The sequence below is a fragment of the Arthrobacter sp. zg-Y844 genome (genome assembly GCF_024385465.1).
GTDB lineage: Bacteria > Actinomycetota > Actinomycetes > Actinomycetales > Micrococcaceae > Arthrobacter_B.
This window is the reverse complement of record NZ_JANFLS010000004.1, coordinates 73,715-88,623: the sequence shown is the minus strand read 5'-3', so window position 1 is coordinate 88,623 and position 14,909 is coordinate 73,715. Positions and strand designations below refer to the sequence as shown.

The following is a 14,909-nucleotide window of genomic DNA, read 5'->3' as shown; positions in this document are numbered from 1 at the left end:
TGGTTACAGCGCCGGCAGGCCCTCGCGGCTGATCCGGTTCAGGGTTTCAATCAACAGCCGCCGTTCCTGCACCTTGATGCGTTCGTGCAGCGTTTCCTCAGTGTCGCCGTCGAGCACCTCGACGGCGGCCTGGGCGAGGATCGGACCGGTGTCGACGCCGGCGTCGGCCAGGTGAACCGTGCAGCCGGTGACCTTCACACCGTAGGCAAGTGCGTCACGGACCCCGTGCGCCCCGGGGAAGGACGGCAGCAACGCCGGGTGGGTGTTGAGGTAGCGTCCCTCGAAGGTGTCGATGAAATGCTCGTCCACAATCCGCATGAATCCGGAGGAAAGGACCAGATCCGGCTCATAGGAGGCAACCTTTTCCGTGAGGGCCCGGTTCCAGTCCGCCCGCACCGGGAACTCCCGGAAGGGGACCACGAAGGTCGGGTAGCCGGCGTCGGCGGCGCGCTGGACCCCGTAGGTTCCGGGCCGGTCGGAGCCGACGGCGGCAATCTCCACGTCAAGCCTGCCGTCACGGACGGCGTCCAGCACCGCTTGGAGGTTGGATCCGGTGCCGGACACGAGGACTACGATGCGCATGCGTCCACCATAGGACGCGGCGTCCCCTACGCTTAAACCCATGACCGACGGCACCCAGCACCAGACCAAGACCTTGCCCGCGCCCGACAGCCGCCATCCCGCGCCTACAGACGAGCAAAAACGCAACGCGATTCAGTACGTGCGAGTGTTCTGGCTCCTGATGTTCGCCATGCTGCTGAGCAGCAACCTGGTCCTGCCGTGGAAGCTGATCCCGCTTGCGCTGGGGATCGCGGCGTTGGTGGTGGGGATCATCGCCGTGGTCAAGCTGGCGAGGCGCCGGATGGGACCGCTGATGCCGGTACTGGTGTCGCTGGGTCTGGTCATTACGGCCCTCACTACGTTGGGGCTGGCCGGAATGGCCATGCTTTGGGATGAGACCGTAACCTACGAATCCTGCATGCGCTCCGCCCTCACCCTCGATGGCGTGGAAGCCTGCGAGGCGGAATACCTGCCGTTCCAGCAGATCCGCTAGGCGTCCGGCTTGGGTTCACGCTCGAGCCACGGCCCTACGGCGTAACCAATAACGACGCCGATCCCTACTTCCGCGGCCACCCACAGCCCCAGGCACAACGGGTTCGGTCCGAGGCTGACGAAGCGTCCGATGCCAAGGGAGCCGAGGGCCAGCCAGGCAGCGCCGGCGGCCAGCACTCCGGACACCAGGCCGACGATCACCCCGAGGACAAGCGTGGAAACGGGTGCGGTGAACCAGCGGGCGCGGATCTTGATGGAAAGCCACTCGTCGAAGTGGTTTTCGCCCTCCCGGAGGAACCACCAGCCCGCCAGGATCCCGGCCATTACCGGGATCAGCAGAGCCGCGTAGCCGTATTCCATGTTTCCCACGGGCAGCGCCGCCAGCACCGGCAGTGCGGGCAGCGGACCGACGGTGGTTTCCAGCGGACTGATCATGCTTCCGGTTCCCAGCGAGAAGCCTGCGCCGGACGCCCAGCCCAGCGTCCACACCACGAAATTGGGCATCAGACCCAGTTCCACCACGGTGAGCACCGCGCCGCCCAGCGCACCGGCGTCGAGCCGTTCGTAGACGGACGCGATCTCGGCCCAGTTCATCGCCAGGGCCACCACCAGCAGCACGGCGGACAGACCCAGCGCGGCGAGGGTGCCTACGGCGCCGGCGCGCATCGCGGCCCACATGTAGGAACCCGCCCAGCGGGAATGCTGGCTGGTGCGGGCAATCCAATCGGTCAGGTCCATGCCGATCAACCGCACCCAGGAGCCGGCCTCTATGCGGGCGCCCACAATGAGCCCGGCACCTGCGGCGATCAGCGGAACCAGGGCACCTGCCGTCACGGAAATCCGCACGCCTTCGGTACTGCAGAAGTACGCCGCCGCGGCACCGATCAGCGCATAGGTGCCCAGTGCGCCCAGAACTGCCTGCCAGAGCTGGTCCGTATAGGAGGCCCGGGCAAGCCGCCGGCCCGCACGCCAGGACAGGAAGAACGGAATCAGAGTCAGTCCCAGCGGAAAGAAGGAGAGCAGCCCGGAGGCGGGTGCCTCTCCCAGTTCACCGGCGGGGAAGCTCAGTGACATCGGCACGCCGTGGATCAGCAGCCAGGCCTGTCCGCCCAGGCGGGCCAGCGAGGTGAAGTCCCGATCCGTAAACCCGTTGGCAAACCACACGCCGATGAGCGGCAGGAGGACCAGCAGGGCGGAAAGCACGGCGGCTTGGCCCAGTTCGAACGTCCCCTGCAACCAGAGTGGCATGGGCGGCACACCCGGCTTCTTCGGCCGCAATAAAATTTTCATCGTTTCTATCGTGCCATCCGGCCCTGCACAGCCCGTTGAGGCGCCGGCGTGAGTCGGGTAACTCCGGCGCTGCCCTACAGGTCGACCAGGCCCTTGACCAGTGCCGCTGCCGCACCGATGAACGCAATAACGATCACGGCCAGCCGCGCCTGGTCATCGCGGATGTAGCGCTGCAGTTTCTCGCCGACGAAGATGCCGCCCACGATCATGACCCCGATCAATGCCCACGCCCAGGACTGGAACGGCGGCATCTGCCCCGGATCCAGCAGTAGCTTGGACGTCAGGGTGACCGTGGCGGTGGTGACGAAGAACGGCTGCAGCGTGGCTGCGAACGGACGTTGCGGCCAACGGGCCAGCAACGCATACACGCTTACGGCGGGACCGCCGACGCCGGCCATCGCGTTCGTGATCCCGGAAGCGAAACCGGCCACGGCTTTCGGGACGTTGCCGGTCAGCACCACGGAGGTGCGCTGCAGCAGCAGCGAGATGCTCAGCGCCACGAGGACGACGGCGCCCACCGTCACGGCCAGCGGTGCGGCGGGCAGGTAAACCGCGGCTGCGGATGCCGGCACGCTGGCAATAACCGCTGGGACCGCCAACCAGCGGTACATGGACCAGTCCACGTCCCGCCAGACACGGGACATGATCAGCAGCGAAGAGACCAGTCCGCAGATGTTCACCATCAGCACTCCCCCGTGGGAGCCGAGGATGATCACCAGGAAGGGGGAAATCAGGAGCGCAAAGCCCAGGCCGGCGATCCGCTGGGCGATCGCGCCGATGAAGATGGCGACGAGCACCACTATGAGGAGTCCGGTAGTCACTCGAACACACTACGCTGGACGAATGGTATCTCCCGTCACAGCCCTTGACACCGCCGATTGGCGCCGTAACACGTTCGCCCTTTACGAGCAGGCGAGGCGAGCCGCCGACGGCATGTCGGCGTCGCACTCCCATGCCTTGTGGGCCACCGGACGCGACCGGCTTTTCGGCACCCATCCGGCGTCGCCCCTTCCCGAAGACACGCGGCGCCGCTTCCGCGGGCTGCGGACGGCCCGCTACGATCCGGCGTTCCGGTTCGAGGCGGTAATTGACGAGGCCGGTGCCGGCGAGAAGATGGAGGTCGCTACGGGGACGGACGGCGTGGTGCCGTTTACCCGGCTCGGCACGGTCTCCGCTGACGGCGTGAGCAGCCTGGCGGTCTGGCATCTGGACTCTTACGGCGGCGGAATCTTCATTCCCGTGCGGGATGCGACATCCGGCGTCGACGGCGGCAGCTACGGAGGGGGACGGTACCTGCTGGACACGATCAAGGGTGCGAACCTCGGGACGGGCGATCTTCCCGGCAGCCTGATCCTGGATTTCAACTTCCTCTACAACCCGTCCTGCGCGTATGACGAGGCATGGGCCTGCCCGCTTCCGGGTCCGGACAACACCGTGGACGCCGCACTGCAGGTGGGCGAGCTCTACGCACGGTACTGATTTCGGGAAGCCTGCCGGGTTACGGGGCGGGCCGGTGAGGCGTTCCGCGTGCCTATGCTGGAAGGGTGCAAGCTTCCATTTCATCCGCAGACCTTGAAGATGTCCCCGGGCTTGCCGACCTGGCTGCCGTCACGTTCCCGCTGGCCTGCCCGCCTGAGGTAACCCCGGAGGACAGCGCGGCGTTTATTGCGGCGAATCTTTCCGCCGAGCGCTTCGCCGGTTATCTCGCTGACGAGACCTACCGTGTGCTGGTCGCCCGGACGGAAGGCCGGCTCAGCGGTTATTGCCTGCTCGTGCTGGCGCCGCCGTCGGATCCGGAGGTCGTGGAGGCGCTGGAGTCGGGGCGGGCGGCGCTGCCCTCAGCCGAGCTAAGCAAGTTCTACCTGCATCCGGCTGCGCACGGAAGCGGTCTTGCCGGGCAGTTGGTCGAAGCTGCTGCCCGGGCCGCTGAGTCGGCGGGCGCCCGGTCCATGTGGCTGGGCGTGAACAACCGGAATGTGCGGGCCCAGTCCTTATACCGCAAATCCGGGTTCCAGGCCTTCGGGCGCCGGTCCTTCCAGGTGGGAGTCCGCACTTTCCGGGACCTGATAATGGTCCGGCAGCTCGGCACCGGCGGGCAGTGACAGACTAGGCCCGTGCAGACCTTCCTTCCGTATCCGGGCTTCGCCCGCAGCGCCGCCGTCCTGGACCAGGCTCGGCTTGGCAAGCAGCGGGTGGAGACCCTGCAGTTATTGCGCGGGCTGGTGGTTCCCGACTACGGCTGGCAGCGCCACCCCGCCCTGCTGATGTGGAAAGGCTTCGTGCCGGCGCTCACCGCCTACGGGCTGGCGATGACGGATGAGTGGATTGCCCGCGGACATGCCGATACCGTCCGGGAACAGATCCTGGAGTTCGCTCCGGAGGCTGCGGAAGCCGACGTCGATCTTCCCGCCTGGATCGGGAACGAGGAACTGCACCGCAGCCATCGGTCCAACCTCATCGAGAAGTCTCCGGACGTTTACGGACCGCTGTTTCCGGATACCGAGGCCGGGTTGCCCTACGTCTGGCCCTCCCCGGCCGACATTCCGGATCCTGTTGACCCTGGCCCGGGTGAAGGACTGTGGGTGGTGCGTGCGGTGCCCGACGGCGATGCTGCCGCCATCGTGCTGCCGATGCTTTCCGCCAAGGGCACCCCGATCACCGGTAAGCGGGGCCGGCAGTTGGTTCGGTTGCTCGAGGACATGGACGACGGCGACCAGGTGGCTGTTCTTTCTCCGGCTGACCGGACCCGCCTGCTTCTGGGCCGTGCCGGGCCAGTGGAGCTCACGAACGATACGGCGGTGCGACAGGTGAAGCTGAACGGGGAAGTTTCCCGGTCAGCGTTCGCCTACCCTGCGGTGCTGCAGGATCCCCGGACGCTGTTTGCGGTGCCGCGGCCCGAATCCGTCTAGCAGCCGTCATCTGTTGGGTCCACCATGCACGTACCTTCGCGGTGGTGACGACTTCCACTTCGCCATCCTTGTCCGGATCCTCCCTGCGGTTTGTCCGAATCCCCGCGCCTTGTCCGGATCCACCCTGCGGTTTGTCCGAATCCCCGCACCTTGTCCGGCCCCCCCCTGCGGTTTGTCCGAATCCCCGCACCTTGTCCGGAGCCACCCCTGCGGTTTGTCCGAATCCCCGCACCTTGTCCGGCCCCCCCTGCGGTTTGTCCGAATCCCCGCACCTTGTCCGGATCCCCGCGCTGCGCGGCGCAGGGATTGTCACAAACCGTAGGCATTCGACAATTCGAAGGATTTCCGGGCCCGGCGCCCGGAACTCACGCGATTCGCGGCCCTCCGGGGCAGACTGCTCGGCATGGAGAGGCAGGAAGAGCCCGACTATGTGCCGCTCCGCTCTGCCGGGCCGGTACGGGCTGATCGCTGTCACACTCCGGGCTGCTTGTCACACTCCGGGCTGCTTGTCGCTCCACGGGCCCCGCTTCGCCGGCTTGAACCCGTAGTTCGCAGGCTCATGCCACGCCGTGTGCCGGGCTAGCATCCGACACCGCTGGGGTTCACCAGGCAGTTGTCGGCGACGCTGCGGGTTTCCGCCCGCCAGACGCTCAGGGTCTGGGCTTCGGAGGACACCGCTGCACGACCATCGATGGGAATCATCGGTCCGCCGTTCACGGAATAGGCTCCGGAGAAATGCACAGTGGCACCCACTTGGTAGTCGCCGCTGGCATCGTATTTGTGGCTGGTCTGGGTCTGCTCGCCCCACCGCTCCTGGGCCAACGGTGCCCCCGGGACACTGGTAGGCCCGTACACGGTGCCGTCCCCATAGTTCAGCTCGAACTCGGTGGGGGTAGCAACAATTCGGACCGTCTGGTCCAGCAGCACCATTTCAAAGACCTGCTCTGCGGCCTCGACGTAAACGTTGGTTTCCATCCCTACCAGCGTGTGGGGACTGGGTTGCAGGACCAGTTTCCCGGCAGCTATCGGGCGCTCCTGGAAGGCGGTGAGGATCTGCGCCTGGATCTGCTCGCCCACGTCCACGGGCTCTTCGGAGTAGATGCAGGACGGGGTTTCGCTGACCTTTGTCCAAGTACTTGGGTCCGTTGTCTTCAATCCGGAGAACCAATAGACAAGCCGGCCGTCCTCGCCAGCTGTGCATGCGGCCTGGTTCGCTGCCAGGCAGGAGACATCGCCCGCAAGGTCGTCAAAACACACCGGCTCAAAACGATAGCCGGAAGGGTCCTCAGGGATACCTACCGGGAGAGTCGTCCATACCCCTGTTGCCGGGTCCTCCGAGTAAACAGAACCTGAAATCTTGTCGTCCTCGTGCCAACCAACATCCGCCTCACCCGCCTGAACGGAAGTCGAAGAAAACGAGACAAGAAGACAACATGCCCCCGCCCAAAGAAACCTTGAGGAGCCCTTCATGTCGTTGGGCTCTTGATTGTGACGACCACTTCGGCGGACCACCCTCTGTCGCTAAAGCGCGCTTCAATCATTTGGACTCCTGAAGCTTCTGTTCCCGCGCGCGTCCCATACGGGCCAGCCGGACCAAAATAGGAAATTTCGTCCTGCTTCTCCTGAATAAGGACCTGGTAGCGACTGTCCGGTGTCAAAACGAAGTCTGAGTGGACACCTTGCACTTCGATTTGGCCTCCAACTATCCAGTCGTCGTTTTCATATCCTTTACCCACCATCAAGTAAAAAGTGTCACAGACAGCACAGTCCGGGCCGCTGATCGCACGGATCGGTTCCACGTCTCCGGTTTCAAAGCCGTAATTGACCAGCTCGTACCAATACCGGGCGAAGGCCTCGAGCCCTTCTTTGGACTCGACCTTCGCCTCCTCCGGCATCACCGGCAGCGGGACATTCTCCGCAGGCCCCTCAGCCGACGCGGGCTTGTACTTGGCGCTGGGAGTCGGCGTCGGCGTCGGCGTTTCCGAGGCCGTGGCAGCCGGACTCGAAGGCTGCTTCCCTGCTCCGGAATCCCCGGAATCCCCGGAATCGCCCGACGCACCCGAGCACGCGGTCAGGAACAGCAACGGGACCGCAACCGCGGCGGTCGCAAGCCTCACTCGGACGGTACGGCGGAGAACTTTACGCATTCGAAAACCCCCAAGGCTGGGTGGGCCGCGAGACAAAGGATCAAGCAGTCGGTTCGGCCATAGTAATCAGGCCGCTGCAGAGCGTAGCGACTTATCCACAGGGCACCAGAGTGGCTCACAGAAATCAGCCGGCTTATAAATGTGGCATTTGGAAGGCTCGGATGAAAGTGCTCCTGCAGCTGCCCACCCGGTCCTAATCCGCGTTGCGCAGGGACGTCAGCATCTCCTTGATGTCACTGTATTCCTGCGTCTCCCGGTACCGTTCGGCACCGTCGAGATAGGTATCCGTGTCCTGCGCATCCCCGGAACCGTCCCCGTACTCCCCCGCAAACCGTCCCCCGCTCGACTCGGTCAGCCTGAAGAAATCGAACAGCCCGCATTCCGGACTCTGCTGTTGACCGCTCACCACGGCGTAGGTTGCCTGGGCATTGCGTGGCCCGGACGGTGCCAGGGAGCGGTAGACAAACCGCTGGTCGGACCCCTGTTTCGACTCCAGCTTCGGCATCGGCACGCTCTCATACTCCACGTAGGACGCCGGTTCGGCAGGTTCGGTGCAGCTCAGGTCCGTGATGATGCCGGTGTCCAGCCGGGCAAGCACGCGGCCGCCGTCGTCGAGCACTTCCAGCGACACCCCGCCCGCCGGATCATTGGCGCGTGCCGGAAGCTCCCGGATGTCCCACCCGGCCGGGTGCTCGAAGCGGAGGCTGCTATCCGCCGTCGTATAGGTGGACCACTGTGGCGCGGACGACGTCGGGTCCTCCTGCGGCGGCGCAGCGCAGGATGAGATACTGGTGAGGAGCAAAGCTGCCGCGAGCAGGCCAGTGTTACGGGCGGTTATGTTACGAGCCATGGCTTTACGCGCGGTGCTGCCACGGGCGGTGTTACGGTATCCCACATCTACTCCCGGAATGTCCGTGTCCGAAGACAATGCTACTGGCGGCCCGCGGTTGAGCACATAGCGTTCGGAGCATCCCCGGCGCATCTTGAAGGACCCGCCGGACGCCCGGCAGCAGTTCCCGTGCAACGCAGCACTCATCAGCGCCTGCACTATGGGCGCCCACCCGCCCTAGGAGGTTCCTATTACCGATACAGCCGCCGAACACGATATCTACTTCGGAGCCCCGGAACCGGATCTCGAACCGGAGACCCTGCTCGCCGCTTCCCCCGCGGTGCTCCAGCGAGTGGAGCAAAGAACCAATGTCGCCCTGGTCAAGGGCCGCCTGGCCCTCATGGACACCGGTCTCACACCGCACGAGGCCATGGTGGAGGACCTGCTCTTCGTGCGCAGGGTGCTCGACGACGCCGGGGTGGAGTACCTTCTGGTGCGCGGAAACGACCAGCGTCCGGTCATTGCCGTCGACCTCCGGGTGCGCCAGCAGCTGCGGAAGGCGATGGTCGAGGCCTGCCGCGACGAGCCGTTCTACGCCCGGACCGTCGATACCAAAAAGAGCCGGACCCTGCTGATCGCAGACGGGGACCTCTCCTCCATCGACAAGGCCCGGATCATCCGCGTGTACCGCCCGCGGGCATTCACCGGCACGAACCTGCTGATTTCAGGCTCGGCCGGGGTGCAGATTGAACTCTGGGACCTGGAGGGCGAGAACATCACCCTGCCCGTGGAGAACTCCCTGACCCGCCGAACCCTGCCGGCTGCCGAGGTGGTCCGCGGCACCGTGGAAAAGCACGGACTGCTCTGGCCGACCATCGAGAACATGTTCGCGGACCACGCCACGGACATCCGGTTCGACATCGATCTGGTGTTCTCCTGGGTGGACGGCAGTTCCCCCGAGTTCCAGGCCGCCCGCGCCGCCCGGATGAGCGGCGCCGTGGTGGGCGAAGGCGACGACCACGAGGCCCGGTTCCGGCAGATCAACGAATTGAAGTACGCCCTCCGTTCAGTGCACATGTTCGCCCCCTGGATCCGCCGCATCTTTATTGCCTCGGACTCGCCGCGGCCGGACTGGCTGGCTGAGCACCCGTCCGTCACCTTCGTGCCTGCCTCCGAACACTTCAAGGACCCGTCCGTGCTGCCCACGCACAACTCCCAGGCGGTCGAGGCCCAGCTGCAGCACATCCCGGGACTGGCGGAACACTTCCTGTACTCCAACGACGACATGTTCTTTGGCCGCCCCGTTGCCCCGGACATGTTCTTCTCCCCGGGCGGGATCACCAAGTTCATTGAAGCCAGCACCCGGATTGGCCTGGGCGCCAATGATTCCGAGCGCAGCGGCTTCGAAAATGCTGCGAGAGTGAACCGCCGGCTGCTCTGGGAGCGCTTCGGCCGGGTCACCACCCGCCACTTGGAACACACGGCAGCTCCCCTGCGCCGCAGTGTCCTGCTGGAAATGGAGGCGGAGTTCCCCGAGGAGTTCGCCGCCACGGCCGCGAGCACCTTCCGGGCCAAGGACAACATCTCCGTGACCAACTCGCTCTACCACTACTACGCGCTGCTCACAGGCCGGGCGGTCACGCAGGAGACGGCGAAGGTCCGGTACGTGGACACCACCAGTTACGCCGGCCTGAAGATGATGGACCGGCTGCTCGCCAAACGCCACAAGGACATGTTCTGCCTCAATGACGGAAGCTTCCCGGAAGTCCCCGCGGCGGAACGGGCCGAACGGGTGACGGACTTCCTCGAAAAGTACTTCCCGGTCCGGGCACCCTGGGAAAAGTAGGGAATTAAACAACGACGGCGCGGAACGCACGAAAAGTGCGGCCGCGCCGTCGTTGTTTGTGGAAGTTCCTTACCGGGTAACTACCACGTGCTCATTGGGCACGCAGTGGGTCATGGTGAGGCCTTCGACGTTCCGGGGACCGTTGTGGCCCAGGTTCTTCATGCGCTCGGTTTCTTCCTCGTTGAGTGTCTGGGTAGCCAGCGGGCCGAGATCCTTGATCTCGTCCAAGCTGATGCCCAGGCCCTCGCCGACGCGTGCGCCCAGCTCGTCATCGCTCATGTAGAAGTGCCAGAGCATGCGCTCCTGCACCGGACGGACAGCCTGGCCGACGTTGGCAACGAAGTTGGCGACCAGGTCGTCCTTCTCCCACTGCTCCATCAGCTGGTAGCGCTGGCCGGCCTGCATGTAATCGTTCGTGCGGGGCAGGCGGGCGCGGGTCAGGCGGCCCTCAGGCTCGGGGCCAACTTCGGCCTGCTCCGGCTTGGCTGCTTCCTGCAGGCCGCCGGTGATGTTCGGCTCGTAGTTCACGTGCGGGTTCTGGCCCGGCGCGAGGTCGGTGCCGAAGGACATCTGGCCGCCGCGCTGGTTGGTGGCGACGCGTGCGTTCTTCGCGGAGTTCACCGGAAGCTGCAGGTAGTTCGGGCCTACGCGGTAGCGCTGCGTATCGGAGTAGCTGAACGTACGGCCAACGAGCATCTTGTCGTCGGAAAAGTCCAGCCCGTCCACCAGGACACCGGTACCGAAAGCGATCTGCTCGTTTTCGTTGTGGTGGTCCGTGATGTTGCGGTTCAGGGTCATGGTGCCCACGTACTTGGGCTCAAACTCCTGCTCCGGCCAGGTCTTGGTGTCGTCCAGCGGATCGAAGTCCAGTTCCGGATGATCGTGGTCATCCATGAGCTGAACGTACAGGTCCCACTTGGGGTAGTCGCCGCGTTCGATGGCCTCGTAGAGGTCCTTCGAGGCGTGGCCCAGGTCGTTGGCCTGGATGTTCGCGGCGTCTTCCTCGGTCAGGGACTTCACGCCCTGCTGCGGGAGCCAGTGGTACTTGACCAGCTTCGATTCGCCGGCGGCGTTGACCCAGCGGTAGGTGTTCACGCCGAAGCCCTGCATGTGGCGGTAGTCCGCGGGGATGCCGCGCGGGCTGAAGAGGTTGACCAGCATGTGCATGGCTTCGGGAGTCTGCGACATGAAGTCGAAGATGCGGGCCGGTTCCTGGCGGAACGTGACGGGGTCCGGCTTCAGGGAGTGGATCACGTCCGGGAACTTGATGGCATCGCGGATGAAGAAGACACCCAGGTTGTTGCCGACCATGTCCCAGTTGCCGTCTTCGGTGTAGAACTTGACGGCGAAGCCGCGGGGGTCGCGTGCGGCCTCGGAGGAGTCACGTCCGCCGATCACGGAAGAGAAACGGATGGCAACATCGGTCTTCTTGCCCGGCTCGGAGAAAAGCTTGGCGCGGGTGTACTTGGCAATGGGCTCGTCGCCCCACTTGCCGGAAGCCTCGAACTCGCCGTACGCCACGAAACCGCGGGCATGGACTACGCGCTCGGGGATCCGCTCACGGTCGAAGTGGCTGATCTTCTCGAGGAGCTGGTAGTTCTCAAGCGTGGCCGGGCCACGGGCTCCCACGGTCCGGGTGTTCTGGTTGTCGTAGACCGGGTGTCCCTGGCGTGTGGTCAGGGTCTTCGGGTCTCCGGCGTCGTTCTGGCCGGAAGTGGAATGCTGCTGTCCTGCATCTGTCATAAACGTGTGCTCCTCGGTGGTGAGGTTTATTGCTGGCGGGGCAATACTACCTAGTCCACTCTCTTGCAAGTGCCGGGACAGAGTCAAGTTCATAAGCAACCTGATGGTGGCGGTGGTCGGACACCGTTGGCACACTGAGTGCATGACTAATGAAGAGCTTCCCCCGGTCGTTGAACTGTCTGATGAACAGAGCTGGAAGTACTTGGAACACACCCACCACGGCCGCCTGGCGGTCAGTGTGGCGAACCGGCCCAGCATCTATCCCATCAACTATCTGGCACACGACGGCGTGCTCCTCCTTCGCACCGCGCCGGGCACGAAGCTGGCGGAAATGGCGGTCAATACGTACGTCGCGTTCGAAGCCGACGGCGTCCACAGCGATCAGGCCTGGTCCGTCGTCGTCAAGGGGACAACCCGCTTCCTGGAGACGGGCGCCGAGATCGAAGCGGCGGACAGCCTTCCCCTGCAGCCCTGGGTTCGGACGGAGAAGTACCGCTACGTGGAGATTGTGCCCGAAACCGTCACCGGCCGGTTCTTCAACCTGGGTCCGGAGCCGTCCCGGGACTAGGCGGATGTCAGTGTGAGCGCATCTGGTAGCCGGATACCTGCTTCCGCCAGGCGGGCAGCGGTTTCCTCCGGCCCCACCTGCTCCCCCACGGTGCCGCTTTCCTCCAAAGGCACCACGGAGTGCACCACCGAATCTTCGTAGAGGTGGACCATGTTGTAGCCCTGGCCCGCGTCTTGGCCTCGGGTTCCCGGCGTCGTGAGGTCCTGCGTGTAACAGGTGGCTGACGCCACGGACACGGGGATTCCGGCGAAGGTCCCGAACGTCGAATAGTGCAGGTGCCCGGCAATGATGGCCCGGACGTCGCTGCCCGCCAGGACGCCTGCAAGCCGGTGCTGCTGCCGCAGTTCGACCAGGACGGAGAGGTCCTGCACGCTGGGGACCGGCGGATGGTGCATTGCGAGGATGGTTCCCTCCGGAGCGGCCGTCTGCAGTTCACGGCGCAGCCAGGCAAGCTGGCCGTCGCTGAGCTCCCCGTGGTGGTGGTCCGGGACCGTGGTGTCCAGGGTGATGATCCGCAGCCCGCCGAGGTGGTGCACCTGGTCCACGGGTGACATTTCCGGGGCCTCGTCCAGCAGGACCTGGCGGAAAGCCGCGCGGTTGTCGTGGTTGCCCATCGCCCAGATCACCCGGGCGCCCATCCGCTCAGCCGCAGGGAGAACGATCTCCCGGAGCTTGGCGTAGGCGCCGGCTTCCCCGCGGTCCGCCAGGTCGCCGGTGAAAATCAGAGCTTCGGGCCGTTGTCCGCTGTCTTCGAGGCGGGCGAAAAGCGCACGGAGTTTGGCATGGCTGTCCACTGCGCCATACAGGCGGTTGTCACCCCCGAGCAGGTGCGTGTCGCTGAGATGGAGGAGGAAATGACGCGGGCGAGGATGCTCACCCGGGAGGTATTCCATCGGAACCTTCTTGTGTCGACAGCTGCTGCAGCGTACCCCTTTATGAAAGCAGAGATGGCGACCGGTGAGTAACCTGTTCCCCCGCGTTTCGGACATTTTTGCCCCGCTCTTCGCCACCGTTCGTTCCAGCGTCTACTCTGGCGCAGGCACCGCGGCGGCCGTAGGCTCGGAATTGCATCGTCTGTGAAGGGACCCCCATGAAACTCAGCCACATTCCCCTGCGCCTGACCACCGGCGCCTACATCCTCAACTCCGGCCTCAACAAGCGCAATATGGATGCCGAAAACGCGGCCTACCTGCAGCAGATGGCCGCCCATGCCTTTCCCCAGGTACAGGACATTGAACCGGCGAAATTCGGCAAGCTGCTCAGCACGGCCGAGATCTGCGTGGGGCTGTCCCTGCTGCTCCCGTTCGTCCCCAGCCGTCTGGCCGGGCTCATGCTCGGCTGTTTCTCGGGCGGCATGGTGCGGATGTACCTCATGACGCCGGGAATGACCGAGGCAGACGGCATCCGCCCCACCCCCGACGGCCTCGGGCTGGCGAAGGACACCTGGATGGCCGGCATTGCGGCCGCACTGGTCCTGGACCGCAAGCGGCCGAAGACCAAGGTCAAGGTCGTCACGGTTCCGACGCCGGTGATGGGTACCGCAGCAGCGGTCGGGGCCAAGGGTGCTGCCAAAGCCGCCAAGGCCGCCAAAGCCGCCAAGACTGAGAAGGCTGCGAAGGCTGCCAAAGCCGACAAGCACGGAAAGGCCGTGAAGGTCGCCAAGGCCGCTGCAGCCGTGAAGGTTGCCAAGGCCGCCAAGGACCGTGCCGGGAAGTCCGGCGGCAAATAGGCTCCAGCGCGGCTACTGCAGGTCGATGATCCCCTTCACCAGGGCGGATACGGCTCCGAGATAGGCCAGGATAACGACGACGCGGCGGGCCGTGGACTCGGGAACGTGCGGTGCCAGCCGGCTTCCGGCTCGAAGCCCGGCCACCGTGAGGATGCCCAGCAGTGCCCAGATCCACCAGGCAAGCTGCGGCCACTCCCCCGGGTCCACCACGGCGTGGGCCGCCAGTGTCACGATGCTCAGGGTGGCAAGGAAGGGCTGCATGGTTGCCATGAAAGAGGCCTGCGGCCACCGGGCCAGTACCGCGTAGGCGCTCACGGCCGGAACCCCTGCTCCGGCCATGGAGTTGCTGATGCCGGCCAGAAGTCCTGCAGCAGTTTTCGGCGAACCTCCACGCAGCACCACCTCGGTGCGGTTCAGCACCAGGGATGAAGTCAGGGCGGCGAGCATGAATATTCCGACCCCGATTTCCAGCGGTCCCACTGGAAGGACCGATGCCGCATACGTTCCCAGCACGACGCCGAGCGCCGCCGGGACGGCCAGCGAGGCGTACATTTTCCAGTCGATTCGCTGCCAGACGTGCCGGATCACCAGACCGGCGGCGAGCATCCCGCAAACATTGGTTACCACGACACCCGGGTACGGGCCGAGGGCAACAATGAAGAACGGCGCCAGCAGCAGCCCGAAACCAATCCCGGCCACACGCTGCGCGATTCCCCCAACAAAGACGGCGATCAAGATGGCCAGCAGCAGTCCGGAATTCACTGCCGAAGTCTATGGCGGAAAACTGCAGGCTCC

Annotated in this window: 16 protein-coding genes; 7 read left to right on the top strand and 9 right to left on the bottom strand. The window is 65.0% G+C overall.

Going from position 1 to position 14,909, the window contains the following annotated elements:
* Nucleotides 1-3: 3 nt before the first annotated feature.
* Nucleotides 4-582 carry a phosphoribosylglycinamide formyltransferase gene (gene purN, locus NNX35_RS12875; protein WP_255867977.1) on the bottom strand — a complete coding sequence of 193 codons (579 nt, stop codon included), beginning with the start codon at nt 580-582 and terminating at the stop codon, nt 4-6.
* A 40-nt stretch (nt 583-622) separates the two neighbouring features.
* Here purN and NNX35_RS12870 point away from each other — a divergent pair, with 40 nt between their 5' ends.
* Nucleotides 623-1,054 carry a hypothetical protein gene (locus NNX35_RS12870; protein ID WP_255766914.1) on the top strand — a complete coding sequence of 144 codons (432 nt, stop codon included), beginning with the start codon at nt 623-625 and terminating at the stop codon, nt 1,052-1,054.
* On the opposite strand, the gene NNX35_RS12865 is transcribed toward NNX35_RS12870, so the two are convergent.
* Complete coding sequence (locus tag NNX35_RS12865) at nt 1,051-2,301, bottom strand: DUF6350 family protein (protein WP_255867975.1); 1,251 nt, start codon at nt 2,299-2,301, stop codon at nt 1,051-1,053. The genes NNX35_RS12870 and NNX35_RS12865 overlap by 4 nt on opposite strands.
* A gap of 116 nt (nt 2,302-2,417) precedes the next feature.
* The gene (locus NNX35_RS12860; RefSeq protein WP_255863502.1) at nt 2,418-3,164 is read right to left on the bottom strand and encodes a TSUP family transporter; all 747 of its coding nucleotides are present in this window, start codon (nt 3,162-3,164) and stop codon (nt 2,418-2,420) included.
* 22 nt (nt 3,165-3,186) lie between these two features.
* Here NNX35_RS12860 and NNX35_RS12855 point away from each other — a divergent pair, with 22 nt between their 5' ends.
* From NNX35_RS12855 to NNX35_RS12845, 3 genes are all read left to right on the top strand, one after another.
* Nucleotides 3,187-3,822 carry a DUF1684 domain-containing protein gene (locus NNX35_RS12855; protein ID WP_255867974.1) on the top strand — a complete coding sequence of 212 codons (636 nt, stop codon included), beginning with the start codon at nt 3,187-3,189 and terminating at the stop codon, nt 3,820-3,822.
* Nucleotides 3,823-3,887: 65 nt separating this feature from the next.
* Nucleotides 3,888-4,445 (top strand): GNAT family N-acetyltransferase, encoded by a 558-nt coding sequence (locus NNX35_RS12850; protein WP_255867973.1) that lies wholly within the window; start codon nt 3,888-3,890, stop codon nt 4,443-4,445.
* A gap of 12 nt (nt 4,446-4,457) precedes the next feature.
* Entirely contained in the window at nt 4,458-5,252 is a 795-nt protein-coding gene (locus tag NNX35_RS12845) for an MSMEG_6728 family protein (protein WP_255867972.1), read from the top strand.
* A gap of 579 nt (nt 5,253-5,831) precedes the next feature.
* Here the strand turns inward: NNX35_RS12845 and NNX35_RS12840 are convergent.
* From NNX35_RS12840 to NNX35_RS12830, 3 genes are all read right to left on the bottom strand, one after another.
* Nucleotides 5,832-6,509, bottom strand: a complete 678-nt coding sequence (locus NNX35_RS12840) for a hypothetical protein (RefSeq protein WP_255867971.1) — start codon at nt 6,507-6,509, stop codon at nt 5,832-5,834.
* A gap of 209 nt (nt 6,510-6,718) precedes the next feature.
* Nucleotides 6,719-7,369 carry a DUF6318 family protein gene (locus NNX35_RS12835; protein WP_255867970.1) on the bottom strand — a complete coding sequence of 217 codons (651 nt, stop codon included), beginning with the start codon at nt 7,367-7,369 and terminating at the stop codon, nt 6,719-6,721.
* A 223-nt stretch (nt 7,370-7,592) separates the two neighbouring features.
* Nucleotides 7,593-8,249: a hypothetical protein gene (locus tag NNX35_RS12830; RefSeq protein WP_255766906.1), complete on the bottom strand. Its 657-nt coding sequence runs from the start codon at nt 8,247-8,249 to the stop codon at nt 7,593-7,595.
* Nucleotides 8,250-8,580: 331 nt separating this feature from the next.
* On the opposite strand from NNX35_RS12830, the gene NNX35_RS12825 reads away from it, so the two are divergent.
* Nucleotides 8,581-10,074 (top strand): stealth family protein, encoded by a 1,494-nt coding sequence (locus NNX35_RS12825; RefSeq protein WP_370647056.1) that lies wholly within the window; start codon nt 8,581-8,583, stop codon nt 10,072-10,074.
* Between the two features lie 69 nt (nt 10,075-10,143).
* Here NNX35_RS12825 and NNX35_RS12820 read toward each other — a convergent pair whose 3' ends face one another.
* Nucleotides 10,144-11,817, bottom strand: a complete 1,674-nt coding sequence (locus tag NNX35_RS12820; RefSeq protein WP_255766905.1) for a catalase — start codon at nt 11,815-11,817, stop codon at nt 10,144-10,146.
* Nucleotides 11,818-11,959: 142 nt separating this feature from the next.
* Here NNX35_RS12820 and NNX35_RS12815 point away from each other — a divergent pair, with 142 nt between their 5' ends.
* Nucleotides 11,960-12,385: a pyridoxamine 5'-phosphate oxidase family protein gene (locus NNX35_RS12815; protein ID WP_255766904.1), complete on the top strand. Its 426-nt coding sequence runs from the start codon at nt 11,960-11,962 to the stop codon at nt 12,383-12,385.
* On the opposite strand, the gene NNX35_RS12810 is transcribed toward NNX35_RS12815, so the two are convergent.
* The gene (locus tag NNX35_RS12810) at nt 12,382-13,278 is read right to left on the bottom strand and encodes a phosphodiesterase (protein ID WP_255766903.1); all 897 of its coding nucleotides are present in this window, start codon (nt 13,276-13,278) and stop codon (nt 12,382-12,384) included. The two genes, NNX35_RS12815 and NNX35_RS12810, sit on opposite strands and share 4 nt — an antisense overlap.
* 197 nt (nt 13,279-13,475) lie before the next feature.
* Between NNX35_RS12810 and NNX35_RS16215 the strand changes: the two genes are divergently transcribed.
* Nucleotides 13,476-14,114: a hypothetical protein gene (locus NNX35_RS16215; RefSeq protein WP_370647054.1), complete on the top strand. Its 639-nt coding sequence runs from the start codon at nt 13,476-13,478 to the stop codon at nt 14,112-14,114.
* Nucleotides 14,115-14,126: 12 nt separating this feature from the next.
* Here the strand turns inward: NNX35_RS16215 and NNX35_RS12800 are convergent, their stop codons facing one another.
* Nucleotides 14,127-14,876 carry a sulfite exporter TauE/SafE family protein gene (locus tag NNX35_RS12800; RefSeq protein WP_255766902.1) on the bottom strand — a complete coding sequence of 250 codons (750 nt, stop codon included), beginning with the start codon at nt 14,874-14,876 and terminating at the stop codon, nt 14,127-14,129.
* Nucleotides 14,877-14,909 lie beyond the last annotated feature (33 nt).